The organism is Streptomyces lydicus (genome assembly GCF_000717345.1).
Lineage (GTDB): Bacteria > Actinomycetota > Actinomycetes > Streptomycetales > Streptomycetaceae > Streptomyces > Streptomyces lydicus.
The window spans coordinates 228017-246514 of the sequence record NZ_JNZA01000003.1 but is presented as its reverse complement, the minus strand read 5'-3'; the positions used below and the strand labels follow the sequence as shown (position 1 = coordinate 246514).

Annotated in this window: 17 protein-coding genes and 1 tRNA gene; 17 read left to right on the top strand and 1 reads right to left on the bottom strand. The window is 71.5% G+C overall.

Annotated elements, in window-relative coordinates:
- The first annotated feature begins 58 nt into the window (after positions 1–58).
- The 14 genes from OO62_RS03955 to OO62_RS03885 all read left to right on the top strand — a co-directional run bounded on the left by OO62_RS03955 (position 59) and on the right by OO62_RS03885 (position 12228).
- Positions 59–373, top strand: coding sequence for a hypothetical protein (locus OO62_RS03955; protein ID WP_033265739.1), 315 nt, complete (start codon positions 59–61; stop codon positions 371–373).
- Positions 370–975 carry a hypothetical protein gene (locus tag OO62_RS03950; protein ID WP_051732635.1) on the top strand — a complete coding sequence of 202 codons (606 nt, stop codon included), beginning with the start codon at positions 370–372 and terminating at the stop codon, positions 973–975. The genes OO62_RS03955 and OO62_RS03950 overlap by 4 nt, the downstream gene beginning before the upstream one ends.
- Positions 972–1607 carry a GGDEF domain-containing protein gene (locus OO62_RS03945; protein WP_033265738.1) on the top strand — a complete coding sequence of 212 codons (636 nt, stop codon included), beginning with the start codon at positions 972–974 and terminating at the stop codon, positions 1605–1607. Before OO62_RS03950 ends, OO62_RS03945 begins: the two co-directional genes overlap by 4 nt.
- Positions 1604–2845: a DUF2637 domain-containing protein gene (locus tag OO62_RS03940; RefSeq protein WP_033265737.1), complete on the top strand. Its 1242-nt coding sequence runs from the start codon at positions 1604–1606 to the stop codon at positions 2843–2845. Before OO62_RS03945 ends, OO62_RS03940 begins: the two co-directional genes overlap by 4 nt.
- A 406-nt stretch (positions 2846–3251) precedes the next feature.
- On the top strand, positions 3252–5444 hold the full coding sequence (locus OO62_RS03930) for a cell division protein FtsK (protein ID WP_033265735.1): 2193 nt from the start codon (positions 3252–3254) through the stop codon (positions 5442–5444).
- 141 nt (positions 5445–5585) lie between these two features.
- Positions 5586–5837, top strand: a complete 252-nt coding sequence (locus OO62_RS03925) for a hypothetical protein (RefSeq protein ID WP_033265734.1) — start codon at positions 5586–5588, stop codon at positions 5835–5837.
- A gap of 32 nt (positions 5838–5869) precedes the next feature.
- A complete protein-coding gene (locus OO62_RS03920; protein WP_033265733.1) occupies positions 5870–6058 on the top strand; it encodes a hypothetical protein in 189 nt (62 codons plus the stop codon).
- Positions 6059–6069: 11 nt separating this feature from the next.
- Positions 6070–6531, top strand: coding sequence for a hypothetical protein (locus OO62_RS03915; RefSeq protein ID WP_051732634.1), 462 nt, complete (start codon positions 6070–6072; stop codon positions 6529–6531).
- A gap of 24 nt (positions 6532–6555) precedes the next feature.
- Positions 6556–7014 (top strand): single-stranded DNA-binding protein, encoded by a 459-nt coding sequence (gene ssb / locus OO62_RS03910; RefSeq protein ID WP_033265732.1) that lies wholly within the window; start codon positions 6556–6558, stop codon positions 7012–7014.
- Positions 7015–7094: 80 nt separating this feature from the next.
- Positions 7095–8510, top strand: a complete 1416-nt coding sequence (locus tag OO62_RS03905) for a DNA cytosine methyltransferase (RefSeq protein WP_033265731.1) — start codon at positions 7095–7097, stop codon at positions 8508–8510.
- Positions 8511–8595: 85 nt separating this feature from the next.
- Positions 8596–9504 (top strand): bifunctional DNA primase/polymerase, encoded by a 909-nt coding sequence (locus OO62_RS03900; protein WP_051732632.1) that lies wholly within the window; start codon positions 8596–8598, stop codon positions 9502–9504.
- Positions 9501–10637: an AAA family ATPase gene (locus tag OO62_RS03895; RefSeq protein WP_033265730.1), complete on the top strand. Its 1137-nt coding sequence runs from the start codon at positions 9501–9503 to the stop codon at positions 10635–10637. The genes OO62_RS03900 and OO62_RS03895 overlap by 4 nt, the downstream gene beginning before the upstream one ends.
- The gene (locus OO62_RS03890; protein WP_033265729.1) at positions 10637–10840 is read left to right on the top strand and encodes a helix-turn-helix transcriptional regulator; all 204 of its coding nucleotides are present in this window, start codon (positions 10637–10639) and stop codon (positions 10838–10840) included. The genes OO62_RS03895 and OO62_RS03890 overlap by 1 nt, the downstream gene beginning before the upstream one ends.
- On the top strand, positions 10840–12228 hold the full coding sequence (locus OO62_RS03885) for a tyrosine-type recombinase/integrase (protein ID WP_033265728.1): 1389 nt from the start codon (positions 10840–10842) through the stop codon (positions 12226–12228). Before OO62_RS03890 ends, OO62_RS03885 begins: the two co-directional genes overlap by 1 nt.
- Positions 12229–12403: 175 nt before the next feature.
- Here the strand turns inward: OO62_RS03885 and OO62_RS03880 are convergent.
- Positions 12404–12476 (bottom strand) — tRNA-Arg (locus OO62_RS03880).
- Positions 12477–12778: 302 nt separating this feature from the next.
- Here OO62_RS03880 and OO62_RS03875 point away from each other — a divergent pair.
- The 3 genes from OO62_RS03875 to OO62_RS03865 all read left to right on the top strand — a co-directional run bounded on the left by OO62_RS03875 (position 12779) and on the right by OO62_RS03865 (position 18447).
- A complete protein-coding gene (locus OO62_RS03875) occupies positions 12779–14689 on the top strand; it encodes a GTPase domain-containing protein (protein ID WP_078617000.1) in 1911 nt (636 codons plus the stop codon).
- An 809-nt stretch (positions 14690–15498) separates the two neighbouring features.
- Entirely contained in the window at positions 15499–17526 is a 2028-nt protein-coding gene (locus OO62_RS03870) for a YfjP family GTPase (RefSeq protein WP_398741999.1), read from the top strand.
- A 336-nt stretch (positions 17527–17862) separates the two neighbouring features.
- Positions 17863–18447 carry a single-stranded DNA-binding protein gene (locus OO62_RS03865; RefSeq protein ID WP_033265798.1) on the top strand — a complete coding sequence of 195 codons (585 nt, stop codon included), beginning with the start codon at positions 17863–17865 and terminating at the stop codon, positions 18445–18447.
- Positions 18448–18498 lie beyond the last annotated feature (51 nt).

Genomic DNA, 18498 nt, shown 5'->3' with positions numbered 1-18498 from the left:
CACCACAAGACCGCGACCGCCCCGGCTCTTCTCCGTCCCTTCGACACAGGAGCAACCGATGCGTACGTACATCGGCCACCAACAGGTGGTGAACAGCGGTGAGTTCGAGGAACTCGCCTTCGGCTTCGAGGAGGGCCCCCCTGGCCTGGACCGTGAGCTGTTCCTCGGCCCCTTCGAGCCTGAGGCGGCCCAGGAGCGCGCGGCCCGCCTGGACGCCGCCGCCGGCGTGCTGGCGGACCTGCGGGAGCAGGGCGAGCGCGGTGACGAGATCGCCGCGTGGGACGCCCTGTATGCCGACGCCCTGACCGCCGCCGCGCCGCTGCGGCCCACTCGCCGCAGCGACCGCCCCGCGCGGGAGGGAGAGGCGGCATGAGGACCACCGCTCCCGCTCCCGAGCTGCTCGCCGACCACACCGGCAAGCCCCGCGCACGCTTCGAGACGGACCTGAGCTACGAGCAGACGCGGTTGGGCCTGGCATTCCACGAGGCCGGGCACGCGGTGCTGGCCATGGCCTACGGCATGCACGTCGAGTCCAGCGAGATCATCGCCTGGGCCAATGAGGCGGGCGGTGTCTCGGTCACGGGCACCACCACCTTCCAGGTGCGCAATCCCTGCCCGTGGCAGTTCGCTGCCCAGGCCGCGGCCGGCGAACTCGCCCACGTCCACCACCTGCTGACCTACGGCCTGTGGACCCCGGAACGGGCGGCCACCTGCGCGGCGGATCACGACCGTGAGCATGCCGTGGACGTCCTGGCGCAGTCCGGGTTCCGCCTCGGTCGCGATCACGTCCCCGCGGGCGGCCGGTCCTGGGCGATGGTCCGGGGGATGGCCCGCCGCAAGGTCACCCACCTGTGGCCGGAGATCTGCGCCGTGGCGCATGCCGTGGACGCCCGCGACCTTCTGACCGGCGATGAGATCGCCGCCCTGACCGGGCTGGTCCAGGCGCCGGCCGTGGTGGAGGTGGAGGCGGCATGAACGCCACGCTGACGGCTCTTGCCACTGCCGGTCCGCTGGCGGCCGGATGGTCTCTGCACACGCTCCGGCTGCACCGCCGGATCGAGGCGGCTCGCCGCGACCCGCTGACCGGACTTCCGACCCGGGTCTGGTTCGAGGCCAAGGCCCGCCGGCGGCTGGTCCGCAGCGCGGCCGCGGTGCTCGTCATCGACCTGGACGGCTTCAAGGCCCTCAACGACAGCTACGGCCACGCGGCTGGGGACGCGGCCCTGGTTCACACCGGCCGCGTTCTTGCCGACTGCGTCCGTCACTGGGGTCTGGCCGCCCGGCTGGGCGGAGACGAATTCGCGCTGGTCCTGCCCGCCAACGCTCACCGTGTGCGGTTCGAGGCATCCAGGCTGCACGCCCGGCTTGTGCGGCCCTTCGCCTACGAGGGTCGCGAGCTGGCCGTGGGCGCCTCCATCGGTGCGGTCGCCACGCAGCCGGGGGCTGATCTGTCTGCGGCGCTGCGGCGGGCGGATGAGGCCATGTACGCCGCCAAGCAGACCGGTGGCGGCTACTTCGTCGCCCTCGGCCTGACGCCCGCCCTGCCGGCGGTCAACGGCCGCCGTGCCGGCCGCCCCGGCACTACCGCGATGGGAGGGGAGCGGTGAGCTACTACGAAGAGCGTCGCGCCGACCGCGCCAGCGAGCGGGAACAGGACCGCCTCGACCGGCGTCAGCTGGCAGAGGAGAAGCGCAAGGAACGGGCCGAACGCGAAGAGCGCGCCCGCCGGGCCAAGCACGAGGCCCGGCAGGAAGCCTCAAAACGCAAGGCCGAACGCAGGGCGGTCCGCACGGCGGTAGTCGGCAAGGCCAAGGCCGAGGGCGACACGATCGCGGCCCTGGTGGTCATGGCCTGCTCCATCGCCCCCGCCCTCTACTTCCAGATCACCGCCCTGGCCGCGGTCCCCGGTCTGCCCGGCGCGATCGCGGTCGCGCTGGCGGTGATGCTGGAGGCCGGGGCCTGGGTGGCCACGGTGGCCGGTGAACGGGCCAAGCGCGAGGGTCGCCCGGTGGGCAGGTTCCGTGCCGCCATGTGGGGATCGGCCGCTGTCGCCGGGGTCATCAACTTCACCCACGCCCCCACCACTTCGCATAACTGGCTCGCCTACGTCCTGGCCGCGGCGAGCCTGGGCGGAGTCTTCTACTGGGAGTTGCGAGGCTTCGGCCGCCACGGTGGAAAGGCCGGCCGCACTCAGCGGGAGCGCCGCGAAGCGCGGGCGAGGGCCTGGCACGAGCGCAAGCGCCGCATCCGCTTCCACAAGGTGTGGAAGCGCTACACCGACATCCTCGCCGCACACCCCTACGGCTCCCTCGACCGGGAGAAGGCGTGGGCGGAGGCGTGGTTCGACGTCAAGGGCGCGCCGCTGGCAGCGACCGCCGAGGTTCTTGCTCGCCGGGTGGCCGCGGTGAAGTCCGTCGAAGGGGCCCTCGCTGAGGCGGGGGTGACCCCGGAGGCGGCGGCCATTGAGATGCTTCTCGCCGACCTGTTCCCCTCCGCTCCCGGGGACGACGGACCCACTGGCGGAGCCCCCGAAGGCGGCCCGGAAACCGGCCCGCGCGGGGGTGCGGGAGGAGGCGTCCGGAACGCCCCGGGGAAGGCCCCTCAGGGGCGTACAGCCCTTGGGCGTAAAGGGAAGCAGGCAGTTGGACGCACCTCGCCGAAGACTCCCGACAAGCCGCTCTCGGCGGCCGATCTCGACAAGGTCCGCAAGCTCGCCGACATCGTCGGTGGTGCCGACAAGCTCTCCGCCCGGAAGGTACGCGAGACCCTCGGCGGCTGCGCCCAGGACTACGCGGTAAGGCTGCGCGATGCCGTCCAGGCCGAGCGCCGGGGGCCGGCGGCATGAGGTCCGAACCGATCGCTGGCGCCCGTCTCTTCCGCACGGTCATGAAGGCGGCTGGCTGGCGTTGCCAGTGCACCGGAGAGTGCGGCCAGCCGCATGCCAAGTCCGACGGGCGCTGCCCGCGCGAGCACGACGGATACGCGGGCAAGCACGGTGGCCCGATCCGGCTCCTGGCCGCCCCAGCCGACCTGACCATCCCCGACCGCCAGGCCGTGGCTCTCCCCGTCGGGAAGCTGCGGGCCTGGTGCCCCAGCTGCCTCGCGACCGCACGGCGGATCGCGAAGCGGCAGGCCGCCATTCCGACCACGGATCAGTGCGGCTTGTTCGACCTGTAGTCGACGGGGCCCGGTCACAACCGACCAAGACAGCGGCCGGGCCCCGCCACCCCTCCCGATGGAAGGAAGCTTCAGTGAAGCACCCCGACGACGAGAATGAACTGTTCAACTGGCTCGAAGCCGACATGGCCGCCGACCACGAGCCCCACCAGGGCGCTGACGTCGTCGACTTGGAGAAAGCACGGTCCGCCCGCAGCGGACCCAACGACAACACTGTCGCGGAGACGGCTGACTCCGACTCGCCTGCCCCGATGAGGGTGGACGGGCCCGACGTGAAGAGCCCCGGCTACCTCGGTCGGCTGATGGGTGCCAAGCGTCGGGCAATCGTCCCGGAGTGGGTGAAGTCCGCCGACGAACTGAAGACGGCCTCGACGTGGGTGGCCAGCCACTACGGCCACGTCGCCGCCTACCACGCGCTGCGCTCGCCCTTCTACGCCGGCCGCTTGGCCCTCCAGGCCCCGCGCGGGGCGGCGAAGTTCCTGGGCGGCACGATGCGTTGGGTCTCCGACGCGGAAGGCGACCCGGTGCGCCGCGCCATGGTGGCCAAGGAGGACGCGGCCACCTACCTCAAGCTCTCCCGCCAGCGTGACGGACGCGTGCGGCTGCGCACTCTGGTCGTGATCCTGGCGTCGTTCATCGGCCTGGGTGCCGCGCTGGCGCTGTACGTGCTCGCCCCAGCCTGGCTTATGGCCGTCTCGGTGAGCACGGTGGTGCTGGCCCTGGGCTGGGCGGGGGAGTCGGCCGACGACCCCGTCATCAACCGCGCCGTCGAGCTGCCCAAGGCCCAGAAGCTCACCTCGGACATCGTCCTGCGGGCCCTGGGCGCGCTGGGTATCCCGGCGATCAACCAGGCCCAGTCCAAGGGCCGCGAGGGGTTCACCTTCACCGCCCCCATCACCCGCGACGGCCCCGGCTGGCGCGCCGAAGGCGACCTGCCCTACGGCGTGACCGTCACCGATGTCATCGAGCGCCGCGACAAGCTGGCCTCGGGGCTTCGCCGGCCGCTGGGCTGCGTATGGCCCGAGGCGGTACCGGACGAGCACACCGGCCGCCTGGTGCTGTGGGTCGGCGACCAGGACATGTCCAAAGCGAAGAAGCCCGCCTGGCCGCTGGCCAAGTCCGGGACGGTGGACCTGTTCAAGCCCGTGCCGTTCGGCACCGACCAGCGAGGACGCTGGGTCGAGGTCACGCTGATGTACATCGCAGGCATCATCGGCGCCATCCCCCGCATGGGCAAGACCTTCCTTCTCCGTCTGCTGCTGCTCATCGCCGCCCTCGATCCCCGCGCTGAGCTGCACACGTACGACATGAAGGGCACCGGCGACCTGGACCCCGTCCGTGACCGCGTCTCCCACCGGCACGCCGCCGGCGACGACGATGAGGTCATCGAGTACGTCATCGCCGACTGCCGCGAGCTGCGTACCGAGCTGCGCCGCCGCACAAGGGTGATCCGCTCGCTGCCGCGCGACATCTGCCCTGAGTCGAAGGTGACCTCCGAGCTGGCCAGCAAGAAGGAACTGGGCCTGCACCCCATCGTGCTCGGGGTCGATGAGTGCCAGGTCCTCTTCGAGCACCCCAAGCACGGCAAGGAGTTCGAGGAGATCATCACCGACCTGGTCAAGCGCGGCCCCGCCGCCGGCATCGTCGTGTTGCTGGCCACCCAGCGGCCGGACGCCAAGGCGCTGCCCACCGGCATCTCCGCGAACGCCTCGGCCCGCTGGTGCCTGAAGGTCATGGGCCAGCTGGAGAACGACATGGTCCTGGGCACCTCCGCCTACAAGCGCGGAGTGCGGGCCACGATGTTCTCCTGGGCCGACAAGGGCATCCACTACTTCGTCGGCGAAGGCTCCGATGCCCGGATCGTCGGCTCCGTCTACGTCGACAGTGTCGGCGCTGACGCCATCGCGCTGCGGGCCCGCAAGGCCCGCGAGGACGCCGGCCTGCTCTCCGGCCACGCGCTCGGCGAGGAACCCGAGACGGACGCCTCGGCCACCTATGACCTGCTGCGCGACCTGTTGGGCGTCGTCCCGGTCGAGGAGGCGAAGGTCTGGAACGAAACCGTCGTGGCACGGCTGGCCGAACTGCGGCCGGAGGTCTACGGCGAGTGGGCTGCCGAACAGCTCACCGCTGCCCTCAAGCCGTACGGCATCGGTACCGTCCAGATCGGGCGGCGCATCAACGACAAGGTCGTCAATCGGCGCGGCATCGAACGCTCCCACATCGTCGCCGCAGTAGCGGAGCGTGACGGAAACCGCGACGCCGGATGAGGCTCCGGGGCCGCTATCGCTAGCAGTAACCCTCGCTAACGTTAGCGGCCCCGCTAGCACCCCACACCCACTCTGATCAGGCTGCTAGCGGATAGCGGCCCACCTGCGGAAACCCTCGAAAACCGCCCCGGAGGCCCGCTCATGACCCCCACCGCCCTCGCTATCGCCTTCCCGCTCATAGTCACACTCTGTTACGCGGCTCTGTGTGCGATCTCGCCGTTCGGCAACTGCCGCAAGTGCCGCGGCTTCGGCTACGCGCTCAAGACCGACCGCCGCGGCCGGCTCCGCCCCGGCAAGACCTGCCGCCGCTGCCACGGCGACCGCAAGCGCATCCGGGTGGGCCGCCACCTGTTCAACCTCGCCGCGCGCCTGCACCGCGACGGCACCCGCTGACCCCACCACCACCTCACCCAAGGAGGCCCACCGTGGCCATCACGGTCTCCCTCGTCGCCCTGTTCGGCCTGGTGCTGTTCTTCCTGCTGCGCTCCAAGACCCTCGGTTGGGGCTCCGCCTTCATCGCCATCATGTTCGGCTTCTTCCTCGCCTCCACCGGCGCCTCCGGCCCCATCAACCAGCTCACCCACGCCGTCCTCGACGCCGTCCGGAATCTGTAGGGGGCCCGGCCGTGCACCAGCCCATCTCACCCCGCGACCCGACCGGGCCTCAGGGGACACCCATCGAGGTCCACAAGCACACACCGCTCACCCCCGCGCCGCTGGTGCCCGTCCAGTCGGACAGCGTCCCGGTCGTGGCGAGCGTGGTGTTGCAGGACGGGCGGGTCGTGACCGGCTACGCCATCGCCCCCGCCAAGCCCGAACCGGCCACGACGGAGCCAGCTGTCTCCCGCACGGCGGTGAACATCGCCCTCGGTGGCATCGGATTCGCCGCCATCTGTGGCGGCCTCGTCCTGCTGACCACGTTTCTCGCTGCGCTCGCCGCGCTCATCCACCAGCTCATCGTCCTCGCCGCCGTCATCTTCGGCGGCTGGGTCGCCGTGCAGGTCTTCAGCGCCACCGGCCACCACAAGGGCGGGACCACGGTCCACATCCGAAAGGCCGTCATCAAACGCAACCACTTCCACCACTGATCACCAATCGAAAGTGAGTGACCCATGTCCGTGGGAGAGACCCCCATCACCATCGTCGGCAACCTGGCCGCTGACCCCGAGCTGCGGTTCACCCCCAGCGGCGCCGCGATGGTGAAGTTCTCCGTCGCCTCCACGCCGCGCAGCTACGACAAGACCAGTGGCCAGTGGCAGGACGGCACCGCGATGTTCCTGCGTTGCACCGCCTGGCGTGACCTCGCTAACCACGTCGCCGACACCCTCGCCAAGGGCACGCGCGTAGTGGTCACCGGCCGCCTTCGTCAGCACAACTGGCAGACGCCGGAGGGCGAGAACCGCTCCATGCTCGCCCTGGAAGTCGACGACATCGGGCCGTCGCTGCGCTTCGCCACCGCCAAGGTCGAACGCGTCCAGCGCGCCAACCCGGCCCCGGCTTCGACCTGGGACCAGTGGACCTCGTCCGGCCAGGCTGCCCCCGGCGCTGCCCCGGAGGAGCCGCCGTTCTAGACACACCCGGGCCGGCCGCCTCTCACCACAAGACCGCGGCCGGCCCGGCTCTCCGTCCCTTCGAAGCAACAGGAGAACCTGTGCTGACCCTGACCGATCTGTTCTGCGGCGCCGGTGGCTCGTCCACCGGCGCGGTCGATGTTCCGGGCATCCGGGTGCGCATGGCCGCCAACCACGCCCGGCACGCTGTTGACACCCACCAGGCCAATCACCCCGACGCCGACCATGATTGTGCCGACCTCTCCCAGGTCGACCCGCGCCGCTACCCCCGCACCGACATCCTCTGGGCCTCGCCGGAGTGCACCAACCACTCCATCGCCAAAGGCCGCCGCCGCGGACACGGCGCCCACTCCGACGGCCTGTTCGCCGAGGACGGCACCGACGAAGCCGCCGTCCGTTCCCGCGCCACTATGCACGATGTCCCCCGCTTCGCCGAGGTCCACAACTACCGCGCGATCATCGTGGAGAACGTCGTTGACGCCTATTGGTGGGGCCCCGAAGCCGCTCCCGGCGCCGCCTTTCAAGCGTGGCTGTCCACCCTGCACGCGTGGGGCTACGAGCACCGCATCGTGTGGATGAACTCCATGCATGCAGCCGCCTTCGGTCCTCCCGCCCCGCAGTCCCGCGACCGCATGTATGTGGTCCTGTGGCGCCAGGGGGAGCGGGCCCCGGACTTCGACAAGTGGACCCGGCCCTGGGCCGACTGCACCGTCCACGGCCGCATCCGGGCGATGCAGGCGTTCAAGCGCCTCGACCGGCGCTGGGGCCGCTACGGCAAGCGCGCCCAGTACCTGTGGCGTTGCCCCCGCACCGAGTGCCGCAACACCATCGTGGAACCCGCCGTGCGGGGCGCAGCCGAGGTCATCGACTGGAGCCTTCCCGCCGCCGCGATCGGGGAGCGCAAGCGGCCCCTGGCAGCTGACACCATGCGCCGCGTCCGCGCCGGCTTCACCGCGTTCGCCGAACCCCTGACCGTCCCCGTGGAGGGCCGGGAGGGCAAGAAGGCGGCACCGGCGTCCGCGCCGTTGAGGACGGTGACCACGCGGAACGAGACGGGGCTCGCGCTGCCGCCCTACATGGTCGAACTCCGCGGCGGCGGCTCCTCCCACCGCTCCATCACCGCACCCCTGGCCACCGTGTGCGCGTCCGGCAATCACCACGGCCTTGTCACCACTCCCGACCTGGTGTTGCCCTACTACTCCAACGGCACGGCTCGCCCGGCCAGTCGGCCTCTCCCCACGGTGACCACTGTGGACCGGCACGGGGCCCTCTACGGCGGGGCGGTCGCCTCGGTGGAGGAATGCCGCTTCCGGATGCTGGAGCCCCACGAGTACGCCGCAGCCATGGCCTTCCCCGACCACTACCGGCTGCTGGCCAACGACAAGCGCACCCGCGTGCTGATGCTCGGCAACGCCGTAACCCCGCCGGCCGCCCGCGACCTGGTCGCCATGGTCGCTGAGGCCATCACCGGCCAGGACCTCGAACCCGTCACCTAGATACACCCGAGCCGGCCGCCTCTCACCACAAGACCGCGGCCGGCCCGGCTCTCCGTCCCTTCGAAGAAACAGGAGAACCCCCAGCATGACATCTGATGGCAAGACCGCGCTGCCCCACAGCGCCACCCACCGAGACGACCTGCTGCGCACGGCGCTCGACCTGGCCGCAGCGGGCCTTCCCGTGTTGCCGCTGCGGCAGGGGAAGGTGCCTTTCGGGAACTGCCGTTCATGCACGCAGGGCGCCTGCGGCGGCCGCCCTCACATGAAGAGCGCGGGCCCCTGCCAGTGCCCCGCCGTGTGCCACGGCTGGGCAGCCGCCACCACCGACCCCCACGTGCTCACCTCCCCGGCATGGGCCCCGGCCTGGCAGCACGCCGCGGCCCTGGCCTACCACCCCGGCGGCGCCGACCTGACCGTCGTCGACCTCGACAACGCGCACGCGGTCGCCTGGGCACGCGCCACGCTGCCCCCCACCAGGACGGTGGCGACCACCCGCGGAGAGCACTGGATCTACCGCGGCTCAATGCGGTCGACCAACTCCGTGCGGCCGGGCGTGGACATCAAATCCCGCATGTCCTACGCCCGGTGGCTTGGACACGGCACCGGGAGCCTGACCGACCTGCCACCGGCCGTCCGTGCCCTGGTGGAAGAAGCCACCCCCGCCTCCGGGGCTGTGGCTTCTTCCATCTACGAGCGCGCCGCCTGGGACCGGGCCGTGGCTACCGGCTGCCGCCACACTGAACAGTACGTACGCACCGGCTTGGACCGGGGCCTGGCCATGATCCGTGCGCATACCGAATCCGGCGCCGCCTCCCAGGCGTTCGGCGTCGCCCGCTTCCTGGCGGCTCTGCACACGCAGTGCCCCGGGCCCTGCGGCCTGGACAGTCTCGGAGCGGAGGTCACCGCCGCCGCGGTCGCTGTCGGTGTGCCCGAGGCGTACGCCCACCGCGCCGTGACCAACGGCCTTCACACGGGTCTGGGGAAGGCGGCATGAGCAGCAACGCCATCCCCCCGCTGCACCTTTACTCCGTGCCCAGCGACCCCGAGGCGGCCCCGCGTGAGCTGCCGAAGAGGGAGCGCCCACGAACCGCGTGGACTGCCGATCAGCTCATGGCCGCGGAATTCCCGGAGCCCAAATGGGCGGTACCCGGAATCTTGGCCGAAGGCGTCAACCTGCTCGCCGGGCCGCCGAAGGTGGGCAAGTCCTGGCTGTCCCTCGGCCTGGCCCTCGCCGTCGCAGCCGGCGGCTATGCCTTCGACTCTGTCCCCGTCGACGGCGGACCAGTGCTCTACCTCGCCCTGGAGGACACCCCGCGCCGTCTCCAGACCCGTATGGGCAAGATGCTGGGCGGGCAGCCGGCTCCAGGCGGCCTGACCCTAGTCACCGAATGCCCGCCCTTCCCCCAGGGCGGCAGCGACGCCATCGCGGGATGGCTTGACCGCAACCCGGACGCCCGCATGGTCGTCATCGACGTGTTCGCCAAGATGCGTGGCCAAGCCCCGCAAGGCGTGTCCGCGTACGACGCGGACTATGTCGCCGTCGGCTATGCCAAGCGGATTGCCGACCATTACGGCATCGCCGTGGTGCTCGTCCACCACGTTCGCAAGGCAGGCTCGGACGACTTTCTGACCGAGGTTTCCGGTACGAACGGCATTGCCGGAGCCGCGGACGCCACGCTCGTCCTCAAGCGGGCGCGCGGGCAGGCGGACGGCATCCTGCACGTCACCGGACGCGACGTCGACGAAGCCGAGTACGCCCTGAAGTTCCAGGCTGCCTCGGGGGCCTGGCACATGCTCGATGGGCCGGTCTCCGACCACACCATCGGCGACACCCGGGCGGCGATCCTGCGATACGTCCGGGAGAACCCCGGCGTACGGCCCCGGGACATCGTCGCCGCGCTGCCGAACGTCGACGCGGACACCGTTCGCCGCTACTGCTCCCGCATGGCCGAGGCGGGACAGCTCACCAAGGACGGGGCGGGGCGCTACTACCCGGACACCTCCCACCCGGAGGTGTCCGAGGTGTCCGACTGTCCGGTCACCCCCTCTGAGCTGCACGAAGGAACCGGACACCCCAAAACCCCCAGTGTCCGACTGTCCGGCTCGAACGACGAAGGGAGCGCGTGATGACAACGGCACTGCCCAGGTCACGAGACGACAAGCTCACGATCGCCGAGATCTGCAAGGACCTGAAGATCTCGCGCTCCACGTTCTACGACTGGCGCGCGAAGAGGCGGGCCCCACGCTGCATCAAGCTGCCGAACGGCGATCTCCGCATCCGCCGCAGCGACTACGAACACTGGTTGGACGGACGGGAAGACCGCGCCTGATGGACACCACGTACAACGTCAAGATCTGGAGCATCCGGGTCTACCGAGGCAAGAACAAGACGTCCTACAGCGTGCGCTGGGCACTGAACGGCAAGGAGTGGCGAGCGCCGTTCGCCACGCGAGCGCTCGCGGACTCCTTCCGCTCCGAGCTGGTTGCTGCCACAAGCCGTGGTGAAGCGTTCAGCCTCACCACCGGGCGCCCGGTCACGTACCAGTCGGGGGCGAGTGCGGTGAACTGGTACGACTTCGCCGTTCAGTTCGCGGACGCTCAATGGGAGCGCACGTCGGGCAATAGCCGTAAGACCACGTCGAAGGTGTTGATGGCCACGACTATCGCAATGCTGCGTACTCCACCGATGGCGTTCAAGCCGGTGGACGTGCGCACGGCGCTGCGGGAGTACGCATTCAACACGCGCCGACGCGAGGAAGCGCCGCCGCAGGTGGCCACGATCCTGAAGTGGGTGGAACGCAACACGCTGTCGATGGCCGCGTGGGAGGACCCGGTCAAGGTCGACGAAGTCCTTCGTGCCGTGGGCAAGAAGCTGGACGGCACACGGGCGGCCGCCAGCTCCGTCAAGCGCACCCGCCGGGTCCTCAACGCCGCCATCGAGTACGCGATAAAGCACCGGATCCTGCGCACGAACCCCTTGCCGAAGGGGAGGGGCGCAACGCCAAAGACGTCCAATGCTGTGGACAGACGTTCTCTGATCCACCCGCACCGGATGGCGCGCATCCTGGCGCGCATCCGGCGTCGTCCTCGAGGTGGCCGGCGGCTGTACGCGTACTTCTCCACGATCTACTACACCGGCCCGCGCCCGGAGGAGGCAGCGGCGATGTACGTGGATGACGTCCAGTTGCCTCCGGCGGACGCCGAGGACCAGTGGTGCGAAGTCCTCTTCCACACCGCGGAGCCAGAGGTGGGAAAGAACTGGACGGACGACGGTGAGATTCACGAGCGGCGAGGCCTGAAGGGGCGAGCGGAAGAGGACACCCGCGCCGTCCCTGGGCCGCCAGCGCTGACGAAGATTCTCCGCGAGCACATAAGGGAGGAGAACCTGAAGCCCGGTGACCGGCTGTTCCAGGGAGAGAAGGGCGGGATCATCGCCGGCTCGGTGACTCGCCGGGCATGGCGGAGCGCTCGCAAGGAAGAGCTGACCGAGCGGGAGTACGAGTCCCCTATGGGGAAGCGCATCTACGACATCCGGCACAGCCGCCTGACCAAGTGGCTCAACGACGGCATCCCGCCCGCGCAGGTCGCCTACTGGGCCGGCAACAGCGTCCCGGTCCTGCTGGCGTTCTACGCCGGATGCATCTCCGGGCAGCTCCCTGACCTGAAGCGCCGGATGGAGGCCCAGGAGGATCTCCCCGAGCTGACCGACGTCGACTGAGCGGCCGGGGAAGCTTCGCCACGCATTTGCCACAGCCGCCCGCAGAAACCCGGTGACAGCGGGACAGTGCCGGACCCTCCCCAGACCGGCAGGGGAGGGTCCGGCGCTTTCGCATGTGCGGCCGCAGGCGTCCTGACCAGCAAAAAGACCCTCCCGAAGGGAAGGTCTTGGAGAGCGCCCCCGGCAGGACTCGAACCTGCGGCCAAGTGCTTAGAAGGCACCTGCTCTATCCACTGAGCTACGGGGGCCGGGTGTGGACGTGGATCACGGACCGCGGACAAGGATAGAGGTCCGGGTGCCTCGTCCCGGTTGCTTCACCTCCGTGGCACGTTGTGGAGGTTCGGTGAAGCGGTCCCGATAATCGCAGGCAGGTACGAATCCTGCACCGCTTTTGACGTCTCGCGCCTCGGGTGTTGTGCACTCGTTATGCCTGCACCTCACTTGTCGCGATCGCCCCATGGGCCACTTGCCCCGTTCTGTAACGGTTCTTGCGGCGGGCACGAGGGGTTATACGCTTCAAAAAGCGAACGAAATTGGGCATTCTTCACATGTGGCGACCTTGGACGTACGACCCCGGCTGATCGACGCACTGTCCGTTCTGCGCGACCGCGTCGATGCCGCACGCTTTCCGCTGCCACTACGGGGCGCTGCCCGTGCCCGGCGCAACCGGGACGAGCTGCTCGCCCAGCTCGACGACTATGTGATTCCCCGGCTCAGGTCACCTAAGGCCCCGCTGCTGGCCGTCATCGGCGGATCCACCGGGGCGGGCAAGTCCACCCTGGTCAATTCGCTGGTCGGGCGGCGGGTCTCGGAGGCCGGGGTGCTGCGTCCGACGACGCGTACGCCGGTGCTGGTCTGCCATCCCGAGGACGTCCACTGGTTCTCCGGGCCACGGGTGCTGCCGCAGCTCACCCGGGTGTGGGTTCCCGAGCAGGACGACGGGGGCTCCGGGGAGGGGGAGTACCCGTGCGCGGCTCCTTCCTATGGGAGCTACGGCCGTGGCGGGCGCGGCGCAGAGGCGGCGGAGGCAGCCGGTGAGCACGGTCTCGGTGGTGGGCGTGGGATCGGCGGTGGGGGTGAGGCCGGTGGGGCGGGGGCGCTCACGGTGCGGATCGAGGCGGATTCCGCATTGCCCAGCGGGGTGGCCCTGCTGGACGCGCCGGACATCGATTCGCTGGTCGCCCGCAATCGTGAGCTGGCCGCGGAGCTGATCTGCGCCGCGGACGTGTGGGTGCTGGTCACCACGGCCGCCCGGTACGCGGACGCGGTGCCCTGGCATCTGCTGCGTACGGCCAAGGAGTACGACGTCACGCTGGTGACCGTGCTGGACCGGGTGCCGCACCAGATCGCCACCGACATTTCCGGCCGGTACGCGGAACTCCTGCAGCGGGCCGGTCTCGGCCACGTCCCGCGGTTCACCATTCCCGAGCTGCCCGAGTCGGCCGGCGGCGGGAGCGGGCTGCTGCCCGCCACGGCTGTCGCGGCGCTGCGGGACTGGCTGGAGCGGCACGCCAAGGACCCCGTCGCACGCGCCGCCGCTGCGGAGCGTACGGCGGCCGGCGTGATCTCCTCGCTGCGCAGCCGGCTCCCCGCGCTGGCCGGGGCCGCCGCCGCCCAGCACGCCGCGGCGCTGCGGCTGGCCGGGCGGGTCGAGGAGGCGTACGAGCTGGCCGGTGGACGGGTGCGGCGGGAGGTCGCGGCCGGTGAGGTGCTGTCCGGCGATGCCCGCGCCCACTGGCGGGACCACGGGTTCGGCGGCCGGTCGGACGAGTTGCTCGACGCCCTGACCCAGGGGCTCACCGCGCTGCTGACCTGCGCCGTGGAAGAGGCCGACGAGCGGGCCGCGGAAGCCTGGCGGCGCGATCCGGCTGCGGCGGAGGTCTCGTTGACGGCGGCCGCGGGCGCGGCGGGTGCGGGTGAGCGGCTCGGTGTGATCGTGCGGCGCTGGCGGAGGTGCCTGGAGGAGCTGGCCGAGGAGGAGACCCGCGAGGCGCGTGCCGGGCAGGCCGGTGAGCGCCTGGGTTCCGTGGAACCGGAGGACGCGGCGGCGCTCTTGGCCACCGCGCTGCTCGGCGGACGGCGCGCCCGTACGGCGGGGGAGAACCTGGCCGATCTCCTGGGGGCCCAGACCGCGCTACGGCTCTGCGAGCGGGGTGGCCGGCTGCTGACCACGTATCTGGAGCGCGCGTTGGACGGTGAGCGTGAGCGACGGCTGGCCCCTCTGGACCAGCTGACCGTCCCGCCGGAACAGCAGGCCGAACTGATCGCCGCGCTCTCCGTATTGCAGAGGGAGCGGCAGGCGGAGCAACGGGAGACGGAGCAGGAGCGGGCGAAGGAGTTGAAGGCGGCGGTGCGGGCGCCGTCGGGGTCCGGACCGAGGTTCGGATCAGGGTTGGGGGCGGAGGCGGGGTCGGGGTTGGGAGCGGGGCTGGAACTGGCCAAGGAGGAGGTCTCGGGGTGAGCGGTTACGAGGTGACTGGGGCGGAGGGAGAGGGGGAGGTGGCGGCGACGGGTGAGGTGGCGATGGGCGAGACGGCTGCGGGTGTGAGGGCTGTGGGCGAGACGGCTGTGGGTGAGGGGGCTGAGGGTGAGGGGGTTGTGGCTTCCGGTGACGGAGGTGGGCCGGTGGCGGGTGTGGAGACAGAGGGGAATGCGGACTTTGAGGGAGGAGCGGAGCCGGGTGTGCGGGGGGCGGGGGAATCGGGCGGTACCTGGGATGACGGATTAATCGCGCGAAGGGTGAGGGGTGGAGAGCCCAGGGGGGAAGGCAGGGCGCGAACGGAAGGCGTGCCTGGAGCGGAGGATGCGGCTGAAGCGGGGGGTGTGGCCGGAGTTCGCACGGGGGTGGACGTGCGGCGGGGTATGAGTGGGGCGGGAGTGGAACCGTCGTCTGTGGCGACGCCTGAGGGCGGGGCGGCAGGCGGTCAGGAAGCGGGTGACGCTTCGTGCGGAGTGCCATACCAAGGGCCGTGCGCAGAGGCAGGCGGCGGCCCGAGCGCAGAGTCGTACGGGGAGTCGTGCGCGGAGTCGTGGGGCGAGTCGTTCGGCGACCCACGCGTCGCGTCACCTGCCGTGTCGCACGCCGTGCCACAGGCAGCGTCGCGCGCTGCCTCGCACGGCGCCTACCCCGCCGCTTCGTACGGCGGACCACGTGGCGCCTCCTCCGGGGAGTCCCGCGCCGGGTCGGATGGAGCGTCTCCCGGCGGGTCGTACGGCGCATTCCGCCCCGCCGGCTCAGGAGGAGCCAGTGGCCCGGACGTCGGCACGGGCATGGGCACGGGCAGAGGCGCAGGTGGCGGGTCGGGCACCGGCGCGGGCACCGGGGCCTGGGGCGTAACAGGGAGTGAGGCGTCGCAGAGTGATGTGGAGGCGCTGATTCAGCCGCGCGGGCCGTTGGACGTGGAACGCGGGGGCGGCGGGTACCGCTGGGTCGCTGACGGGGGACGACGGGCCGTGTCGGGTGGTTTGCGGGGGCGGCTGGAGGCGTTGCGCGAGCTGATCGCGCTGTCACGGTCCCGGTTGGACGGGCGGATGCTGGAGACGGCGGGACGGGTGCTGGAGGTGGCGGACGAGCGGTACCGGCTGTCCGGCGAGCACACCGTCGTCGCCCTCGCGGGTGCCACCGGCAGCGGTAAGTCGTCGCTGTTCAATGCGCTGGCGGGGGCGAACCGTTCGCAGGTCGGGCCGCGGCGGCCGACGACCGCCGAACCGGTGGCGTGCGTCTGGCCCGGCGGCAGACCGGGCGCCGAGGGGCTGCTGCGCCGGCTCGGCGTGCCCGCGCACCGCCGCCACGTGCCTGCCGACGGCAGTTCCGACCTGCGCGGACTCATCCTGGTCGATCTGCCCGACCACGACTCCTCGGCCACCGAACACCGCGCCCAGGTGGACCGGATGCTGGAACTGGTGGACGCGGTGATCTGGGTGGTGGACCCGGAGAAGTACGCCGACGCCGTGTTGCACGAGCGGTATCTGCGGCCGCTGGCGGGTTACGCCGAGGTGATGTTCGTCGTCCTCAATCAGGTGGACCGGCTGCCCGGCGACGCCGCGGACCAGGTCGTGGACGATCTGCGCCGGCTGCTGGACGAGGACGGGCTGGCGCTCGGCGAGCACGGGGAGCCCGGGGCCGCGGTGCTGGCGCTGTCCGCCGCGACCGGCCAGGGCGTGGGGGAACTGCGCGAGGCGCTCGGCCAGTTCGTCGCGGAGCGGGGCGCACCGGACCGGCGGCTGGCGGCCGACGTGGACGCGGCCGCCGAACGGCTGCGGTCGGTGTACGTGGCCCGGAGCCGGGTCGGGCTGACGGAGCGGGCGCGCGAGGAATTCGACAACCGGCTGGCCGACGCGGTCGGCGCGGTGGCCGCCGGGAGCGCGGCGGAGCGCGACTGGCTGCGGTACGCCGAGCGGGCCTGCGGGTCACCGTGGGCGCGGATGCGGGGGCGGCGGGGAGGGCCTCGGCGGGGGCGGCGTCGGCAGAGCGCGGGCGGCTCGTCGGGGGTGCTCATGGGGACTGAGGGAGCGGTGGGGACGGTGAGTGCGGGCGGATCGGCGCGAGCGGCTGGGACTGTGGGGGCGAGTGGGACCGCCGGGGCCATCGGGACTGTGGGGGCGCGAAGGGCGCCCACCGTGAAGGCGTCCGGGCGGTCGGGGCGGCCCGCGCGCTCCGGGCGGTCGGGGCCGTCGGCCGTGGCGGCAGTGGCGGCAGGGTCGGCGGTCTCGGCAGGGTCGGCGGTCTCCGGTGCGGGCGGTGACGCGGCGGTGGACGGGCGGGCGGCTGCGCGCCCGGTGGTGGAGCATGCCGTACGGGCCGTGGCGGGTGAGGCGGCGCACGGGTTGCCGGCGCCCTGGGCCCAGGCCGTGCGCGAGGCGGCGGACCGGGGTGCGTACGGGCTGCCGGAGGCGCTGGACAAGGTGGCGGCCGATTCCGAGGAGTCGCTACGGGGCGGACCGGCCGTGAAACCGCGCTGGTGGACGGTGGCCGCCGCGCTGCAGGGGCTGCTTTCCGTACTCCAAGTCGTCGGCTTGCTGTGGCTGTTGGGCGCGGTCACCGGCGTGGCCGATGCGTCGGCCTGGGTCTCCGGGTTGCTGCCCGCGGTGGTCGGCTCGGTGGGCGGGCCGGCGCTGTCATGGATGTGCCGGGTGGTGGCGCGCGGCCCCGCCAGGCGGTACGGGCAGGACGCCGAGCGGCGGTTGCGGAGCGCGGCCGCGGGCTGCGGGCGGGCGCGGGTGCTGGAGCCGGTCGCCGCCGAGCTGCTGCGCTATCGCGAGGTCCGGGAGCAGTACGCGGTGGCGTCGGGGGTGTGAGGGCCGAGGTGTGAGGGCCGAGGTGTGAGGGCCGGGGGGTGAGCCCGGTGCGTGGGCCGCGCGGCGGGTACCAGCGGGTACGAGCCGTGCGGCCTTCCGCCTTCCGGCCCTCTTCTTTCTCGCCCTCCCCCGAACCATCTCCGGCCCTCTCTCCGAGCTCCCTCCACCCCCTCCAGCCCCGTCCAGCCCCCTCCGGTCCCCCTTTCGGGTGGCGCGGTTATCCACACTCGGCCGACCGTCCACAGGCCCCGGCGCACTTCGCCGGACCGGTGCAGCATGAGGTCAACGCAGCGCGAGCGACAGGGGCGAGCGCGCAGGACGGGGGAGGCGATTTCCGTGAACGACACGATGGTGACGCTGGTGGGGAATGCCGCGACGGCGGTGGAGCACCGGCAGACCACGGCGGGTGTGACCGTGGCGAGGTTCCGGCTGGCGGCGACGTCCCGGCGGTGGGACAAGGCGCAGGAGCGCTGGACGGACGGGGAGACGAGTTTCTATACGGTCCGGTCCTGGCGCGGACTCGCGGACAACGTCGCCGCGTCGGTGGCGGTGGGCGAACCGCTGGTGGTGCAGGGGCGGTTGCGACTGCGGGAGGGCGAGCAGCCTCCCGAGCGCGGCGGGCAGCGGTGGTTCTCGGCCGAGGTCGACGCCGTCACGATCGGCCACGACCTCTCGCGCGGCACGGCGGCGTTCCGCCGAGTGGTGCGGGCGGCGAAGGCAGCGGCCGACTTCGTCCCGGAGACGCAGCGGCGGACGGACGGCCCGGGACAGGAACAGGATCCGACGCAACGACCGTCGCCTGCACGGAGCTTGGGCACCCCCGTGGAGTCGGATGCAGGAGGAGGGAGAACGGCGGTGCCGGTCGGGGAGGAGCGCTCGTCGGGCGGGGGCAATTCACCCAAGAAGGTGTCAGTGCCCTGAAAACCACCGGCGATTTATCGATAATGCCAGGTCAGGGTGACGGGCATCGAT